Source organism: Isoptericola sp. NPDC057391 (genome assembly GCF_042668085.1).
GTDB lineage: Bacteria > Actinomycetota > Actinomycetes > Actinomycetales > Cellulomonadaceae > Isoptericola.
Genome location: NZ_JBHVBO010000029.1, coordinates 12,150 through 32,952, shown reverse-complemented (window position 1 = coordinate 32,952; position 20,803 = coordinate 12,150). Strand labels below are relative to the sequence as shown.

The 20,803-nt window shown below is 74.1% G+C and carries 18 protein-coding genes; 16 read left to right on the top strand and 2 right to left on the bottom strand.

Going from position 1 to position 20,803, the window contains the following annotated elements; translation table 11 throughout:
- Positions 1–53 precede the first annotated feature (53 nt).
- The gene (locus tag ACFUVW_RS06555) at positions 54–1,574 is read left to right on the top strand and encodes a peptide MFS transporter (protein WP_430570542.1); all 1,521 of its coding nucleotides are present in this window, start codon (positions 54–56) and stop codon (positions 1,572–1,574) included.
- Positions 1,575–1,622: 48 nt separating this feature from the next.
- Here the strand turns inward: ACFUVW_RS06555 and ACFUVW_RS06550 are convergent, their stop codons facing one another.
- Complete coding sequence (locus ACFUVW_RS06550; protein ID WP_430570541.1) at positions 1,623–2,198, bottom strand: DoxX family protein; 576 nt, start codon at positions 2,196–2,198, stop codon at positions 1,623–1,625.
- 273 nt (positions 2,199–2,471) lie between these two features.
- Between ACFUVW_RS06550 and ilvD (ACFUVW_RS06545) the strand changes: the two genes are divergently transcribed.
- From ilvD (ACFUVW_RS06545) to ACFUVW_RS06510, 8 genes are read left to right on the top strand one after another with little or no spacing between them, the layout of a single operon-like run.
- Positions 2,472–4,334 (top strand): dihydroxy-acid dehydratase, encoded by a 1,863-nt coding sequence (ilvD, locus tag ACFUVW_RS06545; protein ID WP_430570540.1) that lies wholly within the window; start codon positions 2,472–2,474, stop codon positions 4,332–4,334.
- A 32-nt stretch (positions 4,335–4,366) separates the two neighbouring features.
- Positions 4,367–5,293, top strand: a complete 927-nt coding sequence (locus tag ACFUVW_RS06540; protein WP_430570539.1) for a tryptophan 2,3-dioxygenase — start codon at positions 4,367–4,369, stop codon at positions 5,291–5,293.
- Entirely contained in the window at positions 5,290–6,345 is a 1,056-nt protein-coding gene (locus ACFUVW_RS06535; protein ID WP_430570538.1) for an amidohydrolase, read from the top strand. Before ACFUVW_RS06540 ends, ACFUVW_RS06535 begins: the two co-directional genes overlap by 4 nt.
- Positions 6,342–7,610, top strand: coding sequence for a kynureninase (locus ACFUVW_RS06530; protein ID WP_430570537.1), 1,269 nt, complete (start codon positions 6,342–6,344; stop codon positions 7,608–7,610). Before ACFUVW_RS06535 ends, ACFUVW_RS06530 begins: the two co-directional genes overlap by 4 nt.
- Positions 7,607–8,443 (top strand): PaaX family transcriptional regulator C-terminal domain-containing protein, encoded by an 837-nt coding sequence (locus ACFUVW_RS06525; protein WP_430570536.1) that lies wholly within the window; start codon positions 7,607–7,609, stop codon positions 8,441–8,443. The genes ACFUVW_RS06530 and ACFUVW_RS06525 overlap by 4 nt, the downstream gene beginning before the upstream one ends.
- Positions 8,440–10,164 carry a dihydroxy-acid dehydratase gene (ilvD, locus tag ACFUVW_RS06520; RefSeq protein ID WP_430570535.1) on the top strand — a complete coding sequence of 575 codons (1,725 nt, stop codon included), beginning with the start codon at positions 8,440–8,442 and terminating at the stop codon, positions 10,162–10,164. Before ACFUVW_RS06525 ends, ilvD (ACFUVW_RS06520) begins: the two co-directional genes overlap by 4 nt.
- A 56-nt stretch (positions 10,165–10,220) precedes the next feature.
- Positions 10,221–10,799 carry a pyridoxamine 5'-phosphate oxidase family protein gene (locus tag ACFUVW_RS06515; protein WP_430570534.1) on the top strand — a complete coding sequence of 193 codons (579 nt, stop codon included), beginning with the start codon at positions 10,221–10,223 and terminating at the stop codon, positions 10,797–10,799.
- A 39-nt stretch (positions 10,800–10,838) separates the two neighbouring features.
- Positions 10,839–11,153 carry a 4a-hydroxytetrahydrobiopterin dehydratase gene (locus ACFUVW_RS06510; protein ID WP_430570533.1) on the top strand — a complete coding sequence of 105 codons (315 nt, stop codon included), beginning with the start codon at positions 10,839–10,841 and terminating at the stop codon, positions 11,151–11,153.
- Here ACFUVW_RS06510 and ACFUVW_RS06505 read toward each other — a convergent pair.
- On the bottom strand, positions 11,101–12,609 hold the full coding sequence (locus ACFUVW_RS06505; protein WP_430570532.1) for a PLP-dependent aminotransferase family protein: 1,509 nt from the start codon (positions 12,607–12,609) through the stop codon (positions 11,101–11,103). The two genes, ACFUVW_RS06510 and ACFUVW_RS06505, sit on opposite strands and share 53 nt — an antisense overlap.
- Positions 12,610–12,655: 46 nt before the next feature.
- On the opposite strand from ACFUVW_RS06505, the gene ACFUVW_RS06500 reads away from it, so the two are divergent.
- From ACFUVW_RS06500 to ilvC, 7 genes are all read left to right on the top strand, one after another.
- Positions 12,656–13,201, top strand: a complete 546-nt coding sequence (locus tag ACFUVW_RS06500; protein WP_430570531.1) for a carboxymuconolactone decarboxylase family protein — start codon at positions 12,656–12,658, stop codon at positions 13,199–13,201.
- A 116-nt stretch (positions 13,202–13,317) separates the two neighbouring features.
- Positions 13,318–14,646, top strand: coding sequence for a VOC family protein (locus ACFUVW_RS06495; protein WP_430570530.1), 1,329 nt, complete (start codon positions 13,318–13,320; stop codon positions 14,644–14,646).
- A gap of 132 nt (positions 14,647–14,778) precedes the next feature.
- Complete coding sequence (locus ACFUVW_RS06490) at positions 14,779–15,795, top strand: ABC transporter ATP-binding protein (RefSeq protein WP_430570529.1); 1,017 nt, start codon at positions 14,779–14,781, stop codon at positions 15,793–15,795.
- Positions 15,792–16,880, top strand: a complete 1,089-nt coding sequence (locus ACFUVW_RS06485; protein WP_430570528.1) for an ABC transporter permease subunit — start codon at positions 15,792–15,794, stop codon at positions 16,878–16,880. The genes ACFUVW_RS06490 and ACFUVW_RS06485 overlap by 4 nt, the downstream gene beginning before the upstream one ends.
- Before the next feature lie 289 nt (positions 16,881–17,169).
- Positions 17,170–19,005 (top strand): acetolactate synthase large subunit, encoded by a 1,836-nt coding sequence (locus ACFUVW_RS06480; RefSeq protein WP_430570527.1) that lies wholly within the window; start codon positions 17,170–17,172, stop codon positions 19,003–19,005.
- A 29-nt stretch (positions 19,006–19,034) separates the two neighbouring features.
- Positions 19,035–19,556, top strand: coding sequence for an acetolactate synthase small subunit (gene ilvN, locus ACFUVW_RS06475; RefSeq protein ID WP_429731522.1), 522 nt, complete (start codon positions 19,035–19,037; stop codon positions 19,554–19,556).
- 86 nt (positions 19,557–19,642) lie between these two features.
- Positions 19,643–20,671, top strand: a complete 1,029-nt coding sequence (gene ilvC, locus ACFUVW_RS06470) for a ketol-acid reductoisomerase (RefSeq protein WP_430570526.1) — start codon at positions 19,643–19,645, stop codon at positions 20,669–20,671.
- Positions 20,672–20,803: the final 132 nt, after the last annotated feature.

Genomic DNA, 20,803 nt, shown 5'->3' with positions numbered 1-20,803 from the left:
CCGACCGGGGGCGCCCGGTCGCCGTCGTCTCCCGCCGGTGCGAGAGTTTTTTCATGACCGATCAGGCAGCGGCGCCGTCGCACCCCGAGCACGAGGGCGACCGCGCGTTCTTCGGCCACCCGCGCGGCCTCATGACGCTGGCCGGCACGGAGCTGTGGGAGCGGTTCAGCTACTACGGCATGCGCGCCATCCTGCTGTACTACCTGACCGACACCGTCGCCAACGGCGGCCTCGGGATGGACGCGACCACCGGCGCGGCGTTCGTCTCGATCTACGGCACCTCGGTCTACCTCCTGTCGGTGGTCGGTGGGTGGCTCGCCGACCGGGTGATCGGGGCGCGGCGCTCGGTGCTGTACGGCGGCATCATCATCGCGGCCGGGCACGTGTCGCTCACGCTGCCCACCTACGGCTTCTCGATGCTGGGCATCGGCCTGGTCGCGTTCGGTACCGGCCTGCTCAAGCCGAACGTGTCGTCGATGGTCGGCGAGCTGTACGCGCGCGACGACGAGCGCCGCGACCCGGCGTTCTCGATCTTCTACATGGGGATCAACCTCGGGTCGTTCTTCTCCCCGCTGATCGTGGGCGTCGTCGAGCAGGCGTGGGGCTACCACGCGGGCTTCGCTGTCGCCGCGATCGGGATGGCGTTCGCGCTCGTCTTCTTCGTCGGGGGCTACCGCTACCTCGGCGCCGCCGGGACGGACGTGCCGAACCCGATCACCCCCGAGGACCGCCCCGCCGTCGTGCGGCTCGGGCTCTACGTGGTCGGCGCCATCGTCGTGGCGGCGGCGCTGGCCGCCCTCGTCGCCGGGGGCTGGGCCGTCGAGACGTTCATCGACGCCGTGTCGTACCTGGCGCTCGTGACGCCGGTCGTGCTGCTCGTGGTGATGTACCGGTCGAAGCGCGTGACGGCGGCCGAGCGGCCGCGCGTCGTCGCGTACGTGCCGCTCTTCGTCGCCGCGATGCTGTTCTGGATGATCTTCGAGCAGGCGGCGACGACGCTCGCGGCCTTCGCCGCCGACCGGACCCAGCTCGAGCTGTTCGGCATCGACCTGTCGCCGGCGTTCTTCCAGTCGGTCAACCCGGCGTCGATCATCATCCTGGCGCCGGTGTTCGCGTGGATCTGGACGAAGACGGGGGACCGGCCCCCCACGGCGTACAAGTTCGTCATGGGGCTGACGCTCGCGGCGCTGTCGTTCCTGTTCCTCGCGGGGATGTCGGCCGTCTTCGCCGACGAGCTCGCCCCGCCGTGGGTGCTCATGGGGGTCTACGTGATCCAGACGCTCGGCGAGCTGTGCCTGTCGCCGGTGGGGATCGCGGCGACGACACTGCTGGCGCCGCGGGCGTTCCGCGGCCAGGCGATGGCGTTGTGGTTCCTGTCGTCGGCCGCCGGCCAGGCGATCACGGCGCAGACCATCGAGGCGACCGAGGGGGTCTCCGACACCGCCTACTTCGGCGGGATCGGCATCGTGGCGCTGGCGTTCGCCGGGGTGCTCCTGCTGCTGGCCCCGTGGGTGACGCGGCACATCCGGCACGCCGACGAGCTGGAGCACACCCACAGCGCCGGCGCGTCCTGACCGCGCCGGCGTCGGGGTGCGCCGGTGCTCCTCCGGGACGTCCCGGGCTCAGCGCAGCCAGCTCGCGCTGCCGGGCACGGGCGAGGCCGCCCAGGCGCGGCCGAGGCCCCAGGTGTCGCCGGCGCGGGTGAGGGCGAGGGCGGCGAGGAGCGCCGCGTACACGAGGTGCTGGTCGACCAGCGGGTTCTGCGAGCCCGCGGCGAACGGCCACGCCGACAGCCAGAGGGTCAGCATGAGCAGCCCGCCGGCGACGGCGGCCACGCGCAGCCCGATGCCGAGCAGGAGGGCGAGGCCCGTGCCGAGCATGCCGAGCATGGACAGCCAGTCGACGGCGGGGCCGCTCAGGGCGGCGAACCCGCCGGCGAGCGGGCTCTCGATCGAGCTGAGGTAGCCCTCCGTCGGCGAGCTGCCGGCCAGCCAGGCGCGCTCGCCGGGGGTGGCGTAGCCGAGGCCGAAGGTCTTGTCGGCCACCGGCCAGAGGAACACCACGGCCAGGAGGAGGCGACACAGCGCGAGGGCGCGCCGCGCGGCGGGCCGGGTGACGACGCGCTCGGCGTCCTCCTCGCTCCGGGCGCGGTCGGTGAGGGTCGTGTCGGTCGTGCTGCCTGCGGCGGTCGCGGTCATGAGTGAGCTCCCTGATCGTGGTGCGCTGCGTGGTGCCTGCGAGGGGGCGGGCGCCGTCGGTGGACGGCGCGTCCGATTTGGACGGATTGCTGCTGAACGGGGACAACCTGCCCAGGTCTCCCGGCGCGTCGCAACCATTTCGTGATCTTCGGATCGTTTCAGCAGGCAAACCGACCACTGGGCGGACGGATGCCCGCGATGCGGGACGGCGGGCGTAGCGTGCTCGTGCGCGCCGTCCGCGACGGCGCGGCAGAACTCGTCGAAGGAGCTGACATGAGCCGTCCCCTGCGCTCTCGGACGTCCACCCACGGCCGCAACATGGCCGGTGCCCGCGCGTTGTGGCGCGCCACCGGGATGGGCGCGGAGGACTTCGGCAAGCCGATCGTCGCGATCGCGAACTCGTACACGCAGTTCGTCCCCGGCCACGTCCACCTCAAGGACATGGGCGACCTCGTGGCGTCGGCGATCCAGGAGGCGGGCGGCGTCGCGAAGGAGTTCAACACGATCGCCGTGGACGACGGCATCGCGATGGGCCACGGCGGCATGCTCTACTCGCTGCCCAGCCGCGACCTCATCGCCGACTCGGTCGAGTACATGGTCAACGCGCACTGCGCCGACGCGCTCGTGTGCATCTCCAACTGCGACAAGATCACGCCGGGCATGCTCAACGCGGCGCTGCGCCTCAACATCCCGGTGATCTTCGTGTCGGGCGGCCCGATGGAGGCCGGCAAGGCGATCGTGGCGGACGGCGTGGCGAAGACCCCGCTCAACCTCATCAACGCGATCAACTACTCGGCCGACGACAACGTGTCCGACGGCGCGCTCGCCCAGGTCGAGGAGAACGCCTGCCCCACCTGCGGCTCGTGCTCCGGCATGTTCACCGCCAACTCGATGAACTGCCTCACCGAGGCGCTCGGGCTGTCGCTGCCGGGCAACGGCTCGACGCTGGCCACGCACGCGGCCCGCAAGGAGCTCTTCCTCGAGGCGGGGCGCACGATCGTCGACCTGGCGAAGCGCTACTACGACGACGAGGACGACAGCGTCGCGCCCCGCTCGATCGCCACCAAGGCCGCGTTCTCGAACGCCATGGCGCTCGACGTCGCGATGGGCGGCTCCACCAACACGGTGCTGCACATCCTCGCCGCCGCGCAGGAGGGCGAGGTCGACTTCGACCTGTCCGACATCGAGCAGATCAGCCGCCGCGTGCCGTGCCTGAGCAAGGTGGCGCCGAACCACCCCAGCTTCCACATGGAGGACGTGCACCGGGCCGGCGGCATCCCCGCCCTGCTCGGCGAGCTCGACCGCGCCGGCCTCCTCGACCACGACGTGACGTCGGTGCACTCGCCCACGCTGCGCGGCTGGCTGGACGACTGGGACGTGCGCGGTGGCAAGGCCACGGAGCGGGCGATCGAGCTCTTCCACGCGGCCCCGGGCGGGGTGCGCACGACGCAGGCGTTCTCGACGTCGAACGTCTGGGAGAGCCTGGACACCGACGCGGCCGAGGGCTGCATCCGCGACCTCGAGCACGCGTACACCGTGGAGGGCGGCCTGGCCGTGCTGCGCGGCAACCTCGCCGAGGACGGCGCGGTCTTCAAGACCGCGGGCGTCGACCCCGACGTCTTCCACTTCGTGGGGAAGGCCCTCGTCTGCGAGTCGCAGGAGGACGCCGTCGAGAAGATCCTCACCAAGCAGGTCCAGCCGGGCCATGTCGTCGTCGTGCGCTACGAGGGCCCCGCCGGCGGCCCGGGCATGCAGGAGATGCTCTACCCGACGTCGTTCATCAAGGGCCGCGGCCTGGGCAAGGTCTGCGCCCTCATCACCGACGGCCGGTTCTCCGGCGGGTCGAGCGGCATCTCGGTGGGGCACGTCTCGCCGGAGGCGGCGGCCGGCGGCACGATCGGCCTGATCGAGGACGGGGACGAGATCGAGATCGACGTCGACACCCGCCTGATCCGGGTCAACGTCCCGGACGAGGTGCTCGCCGAGCGCCGGGCCAAGATGGAGGCGCGGGAGAACCCGTGGCAGCCGCTGAACCGCGACCGCTACGTCTCCCCGGCGCTGCAGGCCTACGCGGCGATGGCGACCTCGGCCGACCGCGGCGCCGTCCGCGACGTCTCGCTCATCGCGCGTCGCTGACGGGCGTCACGTTCGTGACATAGGCTCGGGCCATGGTCGACCAGCCCGGGCCCGCCGCCGCGCGCGCGATGCCGCCCTCAGCGCCCAACGAGCGCGAGCTCGAGCCGGAGATCGTCACCGACCTGCGGGAGCGGATGACGTACGGCTCGTACCTCCACCTGGACACGCTGCTGGCCGCGCAGGAGCCGATCAGCACGCCGGCGCACCACGACGAGATGCTGTTCATCGTGCAGCACCAGACCACCGAGCTGTGGCTCAAGCTGGTGCTGCACGAGCTCGTCTCGGCGCGCGACCTGCTCGCGGCCGACGAGCTCGGCGCGGCGCTCAAGCGGATCGCCCGCGTCAAGCACGTGCAGCGCACGCTCACCGAGCAGTGGTCGGTGCTGGCCACGCTCACGCCCAGCGAGTACGCGCAGTTCCGCGGCTTCCTCGGGAACGCCTCGGGCTTCCAGTCGTGGCAGTACCGCGCGGTGGAGTTCCTGCTGGGCAACAAGAACGCGCGCATGCTCGCCGTCTTCGACGCCGAGCCCGAGGCGCGCGACCAGCTCGCCCGGCTGCTCGCCGAGCCCAGCGTGTACGACGAGTTCCTGCGCTACCTCGCCCGGCACGGCCACGACGTGCCGCGGCGGGTGCTGGACCGCGACGTCACGACCGCTCACACGCTCGACGACGACCTGGTCGAGGTGTTCCGGCGCATCTACGCCGAGCCCGAGGCCGACTGGTCGGCGTACGAGACGTGCGAGGAGCTCGTGGACCTGGAGGACAACTTCCAGCTCTGGCGCTTCCGCCACATGAAGACCGTGCTGCGCATCATCGGCACCAAGCGCGGCACCGGCGGCTCCAGCGGCGTCGGGTTCCTGCAGCGGGCGCTCGACCTCACCTTCTTCCCCGAGCTCTTCGCCGTGCGCACCGAGCTCGGCGCGACCGCGGGCCCGGGCGCGGCCACGGGCCGACCATGACCGCGGCGCTCCGCGTGCCTCCGGGTGTCGCTCCGGTCGAGCTGCCCGGCGACGTCTCGCCGGAGGTACGGCGCCGCCTGCAGGAGTCGGGCACCGTGCTCCCGCCGTTCACCGACGCGCACGTGCACCTCGGCCTCGTGGACCCGGCGCCGCTGCGGGCCCGCGGCGTCGCGGCGGTGCACGACCTGGGCTGGGAACCGCAGGAGGTCGCTGCCCTCGCCGCCGAGCCCGGCCTCCCGCGCGTCGCGTACGCGGGCGCCTTCCTCACCGCGCCCGGCGGGTACCCGAGCGACCGCGACTGGGCGCCTCCGGGAGCGGTCGAGACAGTGGCCGACCCGGCGTCCGCCGTCGCCGCCGTGGACCGGCAGGTCTCGGCCGGGGCGTCCTTCGTCAAGGTCGCCCTGCACGTCGGTGCGGGGCCGACTCCCGACGAGGCCACCCTCGCCGCCGTCGTGGGGCACGCCCACGACCGGGGTCGTCCCGTGGTCGCGCACGCCGAGGGCGCGGGCCAGGCGGCCCGGGCGTTCGAAGCGGGCGTCGACCGGCTCGCGCACGCCCCGTTCAGCGAGCGGCTCGACGACGACCTGCTCACGGCCATGGCCGGCGGCGGGGCGACGCGACGTCCGATGACCTGGCTCAGCACGCTCGACATCCATGGCTGGGGCGACCCGACGCCCGAGCACGAGGTCGCGCTCGACAACGTGCGCCGCTTCGTCGCGGCGGGCGGGCGCGTCCGGTACGGCACCGACCTCGGCAACGGCCCGCTGCCGGTGGGGCTGAACGCCCGTGAGCTGGCGGCGCTCGCGGACTCCGGCCTCGGCCGGCGCTCGCTGCTGGTGGCGCTGGTCGGCGATGAGCCGCCCGCCGGTCTCGTGTCGTTCGTGCCCGGGCCGGCGCCCGCGCCGACCGACCCCGGCGCCGTCCACGCCGCCTGGCTCGCCCGCGCCACGGTCCTCGACGTCGACGACCTGCGGGACCCCGGGTTCGTCCCGCCGGCGGCCCCGGACGACCCCGACCACGCGCCCGACCACGCCCCTGGAGACGCCGCATGACCGCGCACGCCACGACCCACCGCGCCCGCGCCGCCGCGCTGGACGCCGCCGACCCGCTGGCCCGGTTCCGGGCGGCGTTCGTCGACTCCGACGAGGTGACCGCCTACCTCGACGGCAACTCGCTGGGCCGGCCCACCCGGGCGTCGGCGGAGCGCCTGGCCCGCTTCGCGACCGACGCCTGGGGCGCGCGCCTCATCCGGGGCTGGGACGAGGAGTGGTACGAGCTGCCGCTGCGCCTCGGCGACCGGATCGGCGACGTCGCGCTGGGCGCCGCGCCGGGACAGACGTTCGTCGGCGACTCCACGACCGTCATCCTCTACAAGCTGGTCCGCGCGGCCCTGTCCTCGCCGCGGGTGGCCGGGCGCGACGAGATCGTCCTGGACTCGGGCAACTTCCCGACCGACCGCTTCGTGCTGGAGGGCGTGGCGCGCGAGCACGGCGCCACGCTGCGCTGGATCACGCCGGACCACGACGGCGGCGTGACTCCCGAGCAGGTGTCCGCGGTGCTGTCCGACCGGACGGCGCTCGTCGTGCTCAGCCACGTCGCCTACCGCTCCGGGTACGTGAGCGACGCCGCCGAGATCACGCGGCGGGCGCACGACGCCGGCGCGCTCGTGCTGTGGGACCTGTGCCACTCGGCCGGCGCCGTGCCCGTGGCGCTGGACGCGTGGGGCGCGGACCTCGCCGCCGGCTGCACGTACAAGTACCTGAACGGCGGCCCGGGCTCGCCGGCGTTCGGGTACGTGCGCGCGGAGCTCCAGGGCGAGCTGGTCCAGCCGATCCAGGGCTGGATGGGCAGCGACCGGCCCTTCGAGATGGGCCCCGCGTACGCGCCGCACGCCGGGGTGCGGCGGTTCCTGTCCGGCACGCCGGCGATCGTCGGGATGCTCGCGATGCAGGACATGCTCGACCTCCTCGCCGACGCCGGCCTCGACGCCGTGCGCGCGAAGTCGGTGGCGCTCACGCGGTTCGCGCTCGAGCTCGTGGACGAGGTGCTCGTACCGCTCGGCGTGCGCCTCGCGTCGCCGCGGGACGACGACCGCCGGGGGAGCCACGTGACAGTCGACCACGACGCGTTCGCCGACACGCTGCCCCTGCTGTGGGAGCGCGGCGTGATCCCCGACTTCCGCCGGCCGAACGGCCTGCGGCTCGGCCTCTCGCCGCTGTCGACGTCGTTCGACGAGGTGCGTGTCGGCGTCGAGGCGGTGCGGGACGCGCTGGTCGAGGTCACGGGGAACCAGGGTCCGGAGCGCGGGGCCGCGTGATCCTCGACGACCTCGACGCCCGGCCCGGCAGCGCGACGTCGCTGCTGCGGACGGTCGTGGGCCTGTACGCCCGCGACCTGGGCGGCTGGGTGGCGGCGGGCGACCTGGTCGCCCTGCTCGGTGCGGCCGGCGTCGCGCCCGGGGCGGCGCGCTCGGCCGTGTCGCGGGCCAAGGCGAAGGGTCTGCTCGACGCCGTGGAGGCCGGCGGCCAGGCCGGGTACCGGCTCGCGCCGGGCGCGGAGGAGATGCTCGAGCGCGGCGACCGGCGCATCTTCGGCTACCGGCAGCAGGGCGAGGCCGACCCCTGGTGCCTGGTGTCGTTCTCCATCCCCGAGGAACGCCGCGACGCCCGCCACCAGCTGCGCCGGCACCTGGCAGGCCTCGGGTGCGGCACGGTCGCGACCGGGCTGTGGATCAGCCCGGGTCACCTCGTCGACGAGGTGGAGGGCGTGCTCGACGGCCTGGGGCTGCGCGACGCGGCCACCGTGTTCGTCGCGGGCCCGCCGCGTGTCGCGGGCTCCCTCGGGGACGCCGTCGCCCGGTGGTGGGACCTCGACGGCCTCGCCGCGCGGCACCGCGACTTCCTCGCGGCGCACCCCGACCCGGGCGACGGCGGATCCGCCCCGGCCCCGGCCGAGGCCTTCGCCCGGTGGGTGCGCGCCGTCGACGACTGGCGCCCGCTGCCGTACGCCGACCCCGGGCTGCCGACCGCCGTCCTGCCCCGGGACTGGCCGGGGACGGCGGGGGTCGCGCGCTTCGCCGCGGTGGGGGCCGCGTACGCCGGCGCGGCCGCCGCGCACGTGCGCGCCGTCGTCCCTACGCTCGGGGCATGAGCGCCGACGCCCCAGCCACCCCGGACCTCACCCATGATCTGAAGCCCCGCTCCCGCCAGGTCACCGACGGCCTGGAGGCCACGGCCGCGCGCGGCATGCTGCGCGCCGTCGGCCTCGGCGACGACGACTTCGCGAAGCCGCAGATCGGCGTCGCGAGCTCGTGGAACGAGATCACGCCCTGCAACCTGTCGCTCGACCGGCTGTCGCAGGCGGTGAAGCACGGCGTGCACGCCGGTGGCGGGTACCCGCTCGAGTTCGGCACCATCTCCGTCTCCGACGGGATCTCCATGGGGCACGAGGGCATGCACTTCTCGCTCGTGTCCCGCGACGTCATCGCCGACTCCGTCGAGACGGTGATGCAGGCCGAGCGCCTGGACGGGTCCGTGCTGCTCGCCGGGTGCGACAAGTCGCTGCCGGGGATGCTCATGGCGGCCGCCCGCCTCGACCTCGCGAGCGTGTTCCTCTACGCCGGCTCGATCATGCCGGGCTGGGTGAAGCTGTCCGACGGCACCGAGAAGGACGTCACGATCATCGACGCGTTCGAGGCCGTGGGGGCGTGCGCGCGGGGGCTGATGAGCGAGGAGGACGTCGGCCGCATCGAGCGCGCGATCTGCCCGGGCGAGGGTGCGTGCGGCGGGATGTACACGGCGAACACGATGGCGTCGGCGGCCGAGGCGCTGGGCATGTCGCTGCCCGGCTCGGCCGCGCCGCCGTCCGCCGACCGGCGTCGCGACGCGTTCGCGCAGGCGTCGGGCGAGGCCGTCGTCGAGCTGCTGCGGCGCGGCATCACCGCCCGGCAGATCCTCACCAAGGAGGCGTTCGAGAACGCCATCGCCGTGGTGATGGCGTTCGGCGGGTCCACCAACGCGGTGCTGCACCTGCTCGCCATCGCGCACGAGGCCGAGGTCGAGCTCACCCTGGACGACTTCTCCCGCGTGGCCGACCGCGTGCCGCACCTCGGCGACCTCAAGCCCTTCGGCCGGTACGTGATGAACGACGTCGACCGCATCGGCGGCGTCCCCGTGGTGATGAAGGCGCTGCTCGACGCCGGGCTGCTGCACGGCGACCAGCTCACCGTCACCGGCCGCACGGTGGCCGAGAACCTCGCGGACATCGCCCCGCCCGACCCGGACGGCAAGATCCTGCGCGCGCTGGATCGGCCCATCCACCCGACGGGTGGCATCACGATCCTGCACGGGTCGCTGGCGCCCGAGGGCGCGGTGGTGAAGTCGGCGGGCTTCGACTCCGACGTCTTCGAGGGCACCGCCCGCGTCTTCGAGCGCGAGCGGGGCGCCCTCGACGCGCTGGAGGACGGCACGATCACCGCGGGCGACGTCGTCGTCATCCGCTACGAGGGCCCCAAGGGCGGGCCGGGGATGCGCGAGATGCTCGCCATCACCGGCGCGATCAAGGGCGCCGGCCTGGGCAAGGACGTCCTGCTCATCACCGACGGGCGGTTCTCCGGCGGCACCACCGGCCTGTGCGTCGGGCACATCGCGCCCGAGGCCGTCGACGCCGGGCCGATCGCGTTCGTGCGCGACGGCGACCGCATCCGCCTCGACGTCGCGAACAAGACGCTCGAGCTGCTGGTCGACGACGCCGAGCTCGCCGCCCGCCGGACGGCGGACTGGGCCCCGGTGCCGCACGGCTACACCCGCGGCGTGCTCGCGAAGTACACGAAGCTGGTGCAGTCCGCGTCCAAGGGTGCCGTGCTGGGCTGAGCGCCACGACCCGGTCGGCCGTCGACCGGACGCGACCCGCACGGCAGGATGGCGCCATGGGAAAGCTGCACGAGCGCATCGACGCCCGCCTGCGGAGCTTCGTCGAGGCGCAGCACGTGTTCTTCGTCGCCACCGCCCCGCTCGCCGCGGACGGTCGTGTGAACGTCTCGCCCAAGGGCGTCGACGGGTCGTTCGTCGTGGTCGACGAGCACACCGTGGCGTACCTCGACCTCACGGCGTCCGGGGCGGAGACGATCGCGCACCTGCGCGAGAACGGCCGGATCACCCTCATGTTCTGCGCCTTCGACGGGCCGCCGAACATCGTCCGGCTGCACGGCCGGGGCCGGGTCGTGACGATCTACGACGACGAGTACGCGTCGTGGGCGCCCCGCTTCTCCGAGCGCCGCGGGGCGCGGGCGGTGATCGTGGTCGACGTCGAGCGGGTGTCCGACTCCTGCGGGTACGGCGTGCCGCTGCTCGACTACGTCGGGGAGCGCGACCTGCTGCCGCAGTTCATGGACCGCAAGGGCACCGAGGGGCAGGCCGAGTACCGCCGGCGGAAGAACCGCACCAGCATCGACGGCCTCCCGGCGTTCGACGACGACCCCGTCCCCGCCGGGCCGGCCGCCGGCTGACGCCGCGCGAACGGTGGCCGGGAACGCCATGCTGGGCGCATGAGCGACTCGATCACGCCGCGACAGTTCGCCCACTCCGACGGCGTCGCCGACTGGCACGCGGACGAGGGCTCCGCGTGGGCCGTCTTCCGCACCGGGTCCTTCGCCACCGGGGCGCGGTTCGTCGACGCGATCGCCGAGATCGCGGACGCCGTCAACCACCACCCCGACGTGGACCTGCGGTACGGCACGGTCCTGGTCCGCACGTCGTCCCACGACGCCGGCGGCCTGACGACGCGCGACGCGGACCTGGCCCGGCGGATCAGCGACGCCGCGGCCGAGCTGGAGCTGCCGGCGGAGACGTCGCGGCACTGACGCCGGGGCGCACCGCGTCGGCCGCCGCATCCGTCACCGCGGCCACCAGCACGCCGAGCGCCGCCTCGTAGCGGTGCCCGGGCGGGGCGCCGAACCCCACGACGACGTACTGCGGCCCGGGGTCGGGAGCCACGCCGACGACCCCCGACGCGTCGAGCTCGCCCAGCCCCGCCAGCCGTAGCCCGCGCGCGGCCGCGGCCCGGACGACCGCCCGCTCCGGGACGCCGTCGAGCAGCGCCAGCAGGCCGTGCAGGCCCGCGTCCATGCCGACGAGCCGGCACCCGGGCAGCCGCGCCTCGACCACCTCCTGCAGGCGACGGCGCCGCGCGCGGTACGCGGCGCGTCGGCTGCGCACCGTCCGGTCGTACCCGTGGTCGTCGAGGAAGCGGGCGAGCGTGAGCTGGCCGAGGCGGTCGGGCCGGACGCCCGACAGCCGGCGCTGGTGCGCGAGGTCCGGCACCAGCGCCGGGGGCACCGCGCCCCAGGCGAGCCCGATGCCGGGGGCGAGCGCCTTGCTGGCGGTGCCCGCGTAGACGACGCGGTCGGGGGCCAGCGCCTGCAGGGCACCGACGGCACGCCGGTCGTAGCGGAACTCCCCGTCGTAGTCGTCCTCGACGACCAGCGCGCCCGTGCGGGCCGCCCACGCGACAAGGCTCCGGCGGCGGTCGGGTGCGAGCGCCACGCCCGTCGGGAACTGGTGCGCGGCGGTCACCAGGACGGCGTCGATCCCGGGCAGGGCGGCGAGCGCGGCGACGTCCAGGCCGTCGCCGTCCACCGCGACGGGGACGACGTCGAGCCCGGCGGCCGCGACGACCTCGCGGTGCGCCGCGTGCCCGTAGCGCTCGACCGCGACCCGCCGGGCCCCACGGCCGGCCAGGGCCCGGCACACCAGCGCGAGCAGCTCGCCGAAGCCGTGCGTCACGACCACGGCAGCCTCCTCGGTCCGCACTCCGCGCACCCGGGCCAGGTACGCGGCGAGAGCGCGTCGCAGCCCTGCGTCGCCGAGCGGGTCCCCGTACCCGAGGTGCGCGGTGGCGGCCTCGGTCACCGCGCGGCGGGCGCTCGCGGCCCACGCGGCGCGAGGGAAGGCGGAGGCGTCGGGGATGCCGGGGCGCAGGTCGAGACGGTCGGGCTCCGCGGGAGGAGGCGCCGCGACCGCCGGCGGGGCCGACGTCGGGGACGCGACCCACGTCCCGGCGCCGACCCGGGAGTCGAGCCACCCCTCCGCGGCGAGCTGGGCGTACACCGCGGCGACGGTGCCGCGCGCGACGCCGAGGTCGGCCGCGAGCGCCCGCGACGAGGGCAACCGGGCGCCCGGCGCGAGCCGGCCGCTCGTCACGGCGTCCCGCAGCGCGCCCTCCAGGCCGCGGCCGGGGCGCGGTGCACCGAGCGCGAGGTGCAGGTCGAGGCCCCCTGTCGCCGGCGCCTCCGGGGAAATGGACCAGAAATCTGCCACGAGATTGCACTGTAGTCCTGGTCCATCTGCTCGTAGCGTCGACGTCATGACTACCGACACGACGACCACCGGCACGACGACCACCGGCACGACGACCGCCGACACCGCATCCCGTCCCTCGTTCGTCCGCGTCCCGCGGCGCCTCGACGTGGACCGCCTCGCCCCCGGGTTCTCCGCCGCGATGGGCCGCCTCGACGCGGCGGCCGCCGCGGACGCGGACCGGGCGGGCGTGGATCCCTCCGTGCGCGAGCTCGTCCGGCTCCGCGCCTCCCAGCTCAACGGCTGCGCGTACTGCGTCGACATGCACTCCCGTGCGGCCGCCGAGCACGGTGTCGACCAGCAGCGGCTGCTGGCTCTGCCCGTGTGGCGCGAGTCGAGCTTCTTCACCGCCGCCGAGCGCGCCGCGCTCGAGCTCGCCGAGGCGGTCGTCCGCCTCTCGGCGGCCGAGGTGCCGGCCGCCGTGGTCGAGGGCCTCGTGGCCGAGGTGGGGGAGGAGGCGGCCGCCGCGATCCTCGTCCTCGTCGTGACCGTGGTCGCCTGGAACGGCGTCGGCGCCACGGCACGCTGCTGGTCGCCGGCCCGCCGCGCCTGACCCGAGGAGTCAGGGCGGGGACCGTTCGACGCCGCCCGCCGCCGCGCGAGACTCGCGACGGCGGGGCAGGGTGGACCGGGGCAGGAGCCCGGGACGGCGACGGACGGGGGAGGGGCATGCCCGACGAGATCACCGCGGCCGGGTTCGAGGCCGCCGACGGGACCGAGGACTGGCGCGCGCTCGGCACCGGCGCGAGCGCCCTGTTCCGTACCCGCGAGCGCGGCGAGGGCGCCGTCCTCCTCGAGCGCGTCCGCGTGCTCGCCGACGCCGCGGGCCACCACCCGGACGTCGACCTGCGGCCCGGCGGCGTCGTCGTGCGCGTGCGGACCCACGACGTCGACGGCCTGAGCCGGCGCGACGTCGCCCTGGCTCGGGAGGTCTCGGCCGCGGCGGCGGATCTCGGGCTCGCCGCCGACCCCGCGGGCGTCCAGGAGGTGGAGCTGACCGTCGACGCCGCCGACCGCGAGCAGGTCATGCCGTTCTGGGGCGTGGTCCTCGGGCACACCCGTACCGGGGAGGACCTCCGCGACCCGCACCGGCGGTGGCCGGGGATCTGGTTCCAGGCCATGGACGAGCCGCGCCCCCTGCGGGGCCGTCTCCACCTCGACGTCTTCGTGCCCGACGACGTGCGACAGACGCGCGTCGACGCGGCGCTCGCGGCCGGCGGGCGCGTCACGACCGAGGAGTTCGTGCCGCACTGGTGGACGCTCGCGGACGCGGAGGGGAACGAGGCGGACGTCATCGCCTGGGAGGGGTTCGAGGAGGACCTGCCCGACGGCCTGCTCACGCCCGCGGAGTTCCGGGCGGCGGGCGGGGTGGAGGACTGGCGGGTGCTCCAGGGCGCGAGCGCCTACTACGCGACCGGCGGCTTCGACGCGGGCGTCGAGCTGGTCGCCCGGGCGGCCCGCGCCGCCGAGGAGGCCGGCGTGCCGCTGTACGCCGACCTGCGGCCCTCCGGCGTCACGCTGCGGGTCGGGCCGCCCGAGGACGGCTGGATCGACCCGGCCCGGCTCGGGGTGGCGCAGCGGGCGCAGGCCGCCGCGCGCGACCTCGGGCTGCGCGCCGAGCCCGCCGTCCTGCGCGACGTGCAGCTCACGTTCGACGCGCTCGACGTCGACGCGGTGCGCCGCTTCTGGGCGGCGGCGCTCGGGTACGCCGAGCGCGGCACGACGGTCCTGTACGACCCGCTGCTGCGCGGTCCCTCGGTCTTCCTGCAGCAGATGGCCGAGCCGCGCGAGCAGCGCAACCGGGTCCACGTGGACGTCATGGTGCCCGCCGACGTCGCCGGCGCGCGCGTGGCCGCGGCCGTCGCCGCCGGCGGCACGGTCGTGCGCGAGGCGGAGGCGCCCTTCTGGCGCACGGTCGCGGACCCCGAGGGCAACGAGGTGGACATCGCCGTGATCCCGGGGCGCGCCGAACGCCGGGGGATCGAGCCGGGCGGGTGAGCTTCCCCGACACGGTCAATCCCGGGTAGCGGGGACCTTTCCTCACCGTCAAGGCTGCTCTATTCTCCCTGGCAGCGCCGTCGTCCGACGGGCGCGACCGACAGGCCGCGCCGCGGCCACGAGGAGGTGGCGGTGGCCGTGCTGGACGGTGGCCGAGACGGTGGAGGGCTCGCGATCGAGACGCGAGGGCTCCGCAAGACGTACCGGAGCGTGCGAGGGAGGTCGGTCGGGGTCGAGGGCCTCGACCTGCAGGTGCCGGTGGGGGGTGTGCACGGGTTCCTGGGGCCCAACGGATCGGGGAAGACGACGACGATCCGCATGCTCCTGGGCCTGGTCCGGCCCGACCGCGGGACCGCGACGATCTTCGGGCACGAGGTGCCGAAGCGGCTGCCCGAGGTGGTGGGCCGCGTCGGCGCCATCGTCGAGAGCCCGAAGTTCTTCCCGGCGTTCAGCGCCCGCCGCAACCTGCGCCTGCTCGCCGACGCGATCGGCGCGCCCGCGGGCCGCGTGGACGCCGTCATCGACGAGGTCGGGCTCACCGGGCGGGCCAAGGACAAGTACAAGGGCTACTCGCTCGGCATGAAGCAGCGCCTGGCGATCGCGGCGACGCTGCTCAAGGATCCCGACCTGCTGATCTTCGACGAGCCGACGAACGGCCTCGACCCCGCCGGGATCCGCGAGATCCGGCAGACGATGCGCGGCCTCGCCGACCAGGGCAAGACGGTGCTGGTCTCGAGCCACATCCTGGCCGAGGTCGAGCAGATCGCCGACACGGTCTCGATCGTGGCCCGCGGCCGCCTCGTCGCCGCGGGACGCGTGGCCGACCTCATCGGTGCCGGCTCCGCGACCGGGTCGGTCCGGCTGCGCGTCGCGCCCACGGACCTCACCATCGCGACCAGCGTCCTCGAGACCAGCGGGCTGCTCGTGCGGCGCGAGCACGACGCGCTCCTGGTCGACGGCGCCGCCGACCCCGCGGCCGTCAACCGCGCCCTCGGCGAGCGCGGCGTGTGGGTGCGCGAGCTCACGCCGCTCCAGGCCGACCTCGAGTCGGTGTTCCTCGGCCTCACGGCGGGGGAGGTCCCCGGCGGTGGAGGTGGCCCCGCGGCGACGGCGGCGAGCGCCGGCGCGGGGACGGGGGTGGACGCATGAGCCGCCTGCTGCGGGTCGAGCTGCGCCGGTTGTGGGCGCGTCAGGTCACACGCTGGGCGTGCGTGGGTCTGCTCGCGCTCGTCGCGCTGAGCGGCGTCGCGACGTACCTGTCGGCGCCCCCGCCGAGCGACCAGGAGGTCGCGGATGCCGAGCGCATGTTCGCGTCCGACCAGGAGGCGTGGGAGAAGGACGGGGCGCAGCAGGTCGCGGACTGCGAGGCCGAGGCCGAGGAGCAGGACATGACCGCGGCGGAGTGGGGCTGTGACCAGATGGCCCCCCGGCTGGACTGGTACCTGCCGCCCACGCAGACGTTCGTCCCCGACGCGGCCCAGCAGGAGGCGATGTTCGGGGCCGAGGACCCCGCCACGGACGACGCAGCCACCGCGGCCGCGGTGGCGGAGATCCGTTCCTCGGTGTGGAACGGGTGGTCGGGCCTGGCGTCGCTCGACGACCTCGCGATCCTGCTGCTGCTCGTCGTGCTCGTCGTCGGCGTGAGCTTCGTGACCGCCGAGATCAACAGCGGTTCGCTCGGCATGTGGCTGACGTTCGAGCCGCGCCGCCAGCGCGTGTACTGGTCGAAGGCGGTGGCCGTCGCGCTCGGCACGGTCCCGCTGGTGCTGGTCGGCTTCGCGCTCCTGGTCGGCGCGTCGTACGCGGTGTACGCCTCGTACGGCACGCTCGGCGACCTCACGGGCGCCGTCTGGCTCGAGGTCGCGGCGTTCACCGGGCGGCTCGTCGCCGCCGGAGCGGTGCTCGCGGCACTCGGCGTGGCGCTCGGCACGCTCCTCAAGCACGCCGCGGCCGCCGTCGTCCTGGTCGGCGTGGTCGCCTGGGGCTGCCTCGCCTTCGGGTTCGGTCTGGGGGACGCGCAGCGCTGGCTGCCGACGACGGCGCTCTCGGCCTGGTTGCAGGGCGGCACCGTGTTCACGACGGAGCGGTGCACGCCGGACGCCGGCGGCGTCTTCGAGTGCGTCCCCGTGGACCACGTCGTGACGACCGCGCAGGGCGGGCTGACCGTGGCGGCGCTCGCCGTCGTCGTCACGCTGCTCGCGGTGCTCGTCTTCCGGCGTCGCGACGTGAGCTGATCGCGGCCGTCGCCCCGCAGGTCGTGGGCCCGGTGCCCCGCATGCTGTCCGCATGATGGGACACCGGGCTCACGACGTGACATCGGCGAGTCGCGGGCGTAACGTTCGATCCGTGCAGACGATCCTCGTAGTACTTCTTCCCGGGCGCGCCGACTAGCCCACGCACCCAGGCTTCGTCAGCGCGCTCACCCCTCGTCAGTCCCGTCATCCCGGGACCGGGGGGTTTTTCATTGCAGCGACACCCCTCGCCAGACCCTTCGCCCGCAAGACCGACCGGCAGGAGAGACCGATGGTCCAGCCGAACCCGACCCCCGCCCAGGTGGCCGCCCGCACCGCGTCGCGCAGTGACGGTGCCGCCGGCCGAACCGTGTCCGGTGAGGAGGTCACCGGCGCCGAGTCGATCGTCCGCTCGCTCGAGTCGGTCGGCGTCGAGAACGTCTTCGGCATCCCGGGGGGCGCGATCCTTCCGCTCTACGACCCGCTCATGGACTCCAAGCAGATCCGGCACGTCCTGGTGCGGCACGAGCAGGGCGGTGGGCACGCGGCCCAGGGCTACGCCCACGCGACCGGCAAGGTCGGCGTGACGATGGCGACCTCGGGCCCCGGTGCGACGAACCTGGTGACGCCCATCGCCGACGCGCACATGGACTCCGTCCCGCTGGTCGCGATCACCGGCCAGGTGGCGCAGTCCCTGATCGGCACCGACGGGTTCCAGGAGGCGGACATCGTCGGCATCACGATGCCGATCACCAAGCACTCCTACCTGGTCACGGACGCGGCGGAGATCCCGCGCACGATCGCCGAGGCGTTCCACATCGCGTCGACGGGGCGGCCCGGCCCGGTGCTGGTGGACATCGCCAAGTCCGCGATGACCGCCTCGACCACTTTCTCCTGGCCGCAGGAGCTGTCGCTGCCCGGCTACCACCCCGTGACGAAGCCGCACGCCAAGCAGATCCGCGAGGCCGCGAAGCTGCTCGCCACCGCCCGCCGCCCGGTGCTGTACGTGGGCGGCGGCGTGATCCGTTCCGGTGCCTCGGACGCGCTGCGCCGGCTGGTCGACACCTCGGGTGCCGCCGTTGTCACGACCCTCACCGCCCGCGGCGCGGTGCCGGACAGCCACCCGCAGCACCTGGGCATGCCGGGGATGCACGGCACCGTCCCCGCCGTGGCGGCGCTGCAGAAGGCCGACCTGGTGGTGGCCCTCGGTGCCCGCTTCGACGACCGCGTCACCGGCCGGCTGTCGAGCTTCGCGCCGCACGCCGCCGTCGTGCACGCCGACATCGACCCCGCGGAGATCGGCAAGAACCGCCCGGTGGACGTGCCGATCGTCGGCGACCTGCGCGAGGTCATCGCGGACCTGGTGCCGGCCCTCGAGGCCGAGCACGCCAAGGTGGGCAGGCCCGACCTGGCGGCCTGGTGGCACCAGCTCGACACGTGGCGCGAGACCTACCCGCTGGGCTACTCGCCCACGGACGACGGCCACCTGTCGCCGCAGCACGTGATCTCCCGTCTGGGCGAGCTGGCCGGCCCGGAGGCGATCTACGCCGCGGGCGTGGGGCAGCACCAGATGTGGGCGGCGCAGTTCATCCGCTACGAGCACCCGCGCACCTGGCTGAACTCCGCGGGCCTCGGCACGATGGGCTTCGCGGTCCCGGCCGCGATGGGCGCCAAGGTGGGCGAGCCCGACCGCGAGGTGTGGGCCATCGACGGCGACGGCTGCTTCCAGATGACCAACCAGGAGCTCGCGACCTGCGCGATCAACGACATCCCCATCAAGGTGGCGCTGATCAACAACAGCTCGCTCGGCATGGTGCGGCAGTGGCAGACGCTCTTTTACGAGGAGCGCTACTCGAACACCGACCTGCACACCGGGCACGGCACGGCGCGCATCCCTGACTTCGTGAAGCTCGCGGACGCGTACGGCTGCGAGGGCATCCGCGTGGAGCGCGAGGACGAGGTCGACGCCGCGATCAAGCGGGCGCAGGAGATCGACGACCGCCCCGTGGTCATCGACTTCCAGGTTTCGCGCGACGCCATGGTGTGGCCGATGGTCGCCGCCGGGGTGCCCAACGACGACATCCAGTACGCGCGCGGCATCTCGCCCGCGTGGGACCGCGAAGACTGACCGGCCGACGAGCAGAGACGGAGCCACCCATGTCGCGTCACACCCTGTCCGTGCTGGTCGAGAACAAGCCCGGCGTCCTCACCCGCGTCACCGCGCTGTTCGCGCGCCGGGCCTTCAACATCCACTCCCTGGCCGTCGGGCCCACGGAGCACGAGGAGATCTCGCGCATCACCGTGGTGGTCGACGTCGAGGAGCACCCGCTCGAGCACGTGACGAAGCAGCTGAACAAGCTGATCAACGTCATCAAGATCGTCGAGCTCGACCCCGAGTCGTCCGTGCAGCGCGAGCTCCTGCTCGTCAAGGTGCGGGCCGACCAGGCCACCCGCGCGGGGGTGCTCGAGGTCGTCGACCTCTTCCGCGCCCACGTGGTGGACGTCGTGCCCGACACGGTCGTCATCGAGGCGACCGGCACCGCCGCCAAGCTGTCCGCGCTGCTCAGCGCGCTCGAGCCGTACGGCGTCCGCGAGATCGTGAAGTCCGGCACGCTCGCGGTGGGCCGCGGCTCGCGGTCCATCACCGACCGAGCGCTGGAGCGCGTGCGCACGGCCTGACGCCGAGCGCGTACCGTCATCCCCGCGGGTGACCACATACCGACCTGTAGTGACGAACGCAGTACCGAGAACCGAGGAGCATCACCGTGGCTGAGCTGTTCTACGACGACGACGCCGACCTGTCCATCATCCAGCAGCGCAAGGTCGCGGTCATCGGCTACGGCAGCCAGGGCCACGCGCACGCGCTGAACCTGCGCGACTCGGGCGTCGACGTCCGCGTCGGTCTGCGCGAGGGCTCCGGCTCCGCGAAGAAGGCCGAGGACGAGGGCCTGCGCGTGCTCACCGTCGCCGACGCCGTCAAGGAGGCGGACGTCGTCGTCATCCTCGCGCCGGACCAGGTGCAGCGGCACGTGTACCGCGACGAGATCGCCCCGAACCTCAACGAGGGCGCGGCGCTCGTCTTCGGGCACGGCTTCAACATCCGCTTCGGCTACATCAAGCCCGAGGCCGGCCACGACGTGCTCATGGTCGCCCCCAAGGGCCCGGGTCACCTCGTGCGCCGCGAGTACGTCGACGGCCGCGGCGTGCCGGTGATCGTCGCCGTCGAGCAGGACGCGTCGGGCGCCGCCTGGGAGCTCGCCCTGTCCTACGCGAAGGGCATCGGCGGCCTGCGCGCCGGCGGCATCAAGACCACCTTCACCGAGGAGACCGAGACCGACCTGTTCGGCGAGCAGGCCGTGCTGTGCGGCGGCGCCTCGCAGCTGGTCCAGTACGGCTTCGAGACGCTGACCGAGGCGGGCTACCAGCCCGAGGTCGCGTACTTCGAGGTGCTGCACGAGCTCAAGCTGATCGTCGACCTGATGGTCGAGGGCGGCATCGCCAAGCAGCGCTGGTCGGTCTCCGACACGGCCGAGTACGGCGACTACGTCTCCGGCCCGCGCGTCATCGACCCGCGCGTCAAGGAGAACATGAAGGCCGTCCTCGCGGACATCCAGAACGGCGCCTTCGCCGAGCGCTTCATCGCGGACCAGGACGCCGGCGCGCCGGAGTTCACCGCGCTGCGCGAGAAGGGCGAGGCACACCCGATCGAGACCACCGGCCGCGAGCTGCGGAAGATGTTCTCGTGGATCAAGCCCGCTGACTCCGACTACACGGAGGGCAGCGCCGCTCGCTGACCCACACCGTCAGCAGCGACGCGCGCGGCCGTCGTCCCCCACCCGGGGGCGGCGGCCGCACGTGCGTCCGGGGGCGACGCTCCGCGTGCCGAGGTAGTTCGGGCTGGGCCGAGGTAGTTCGAGCGCCGCCGA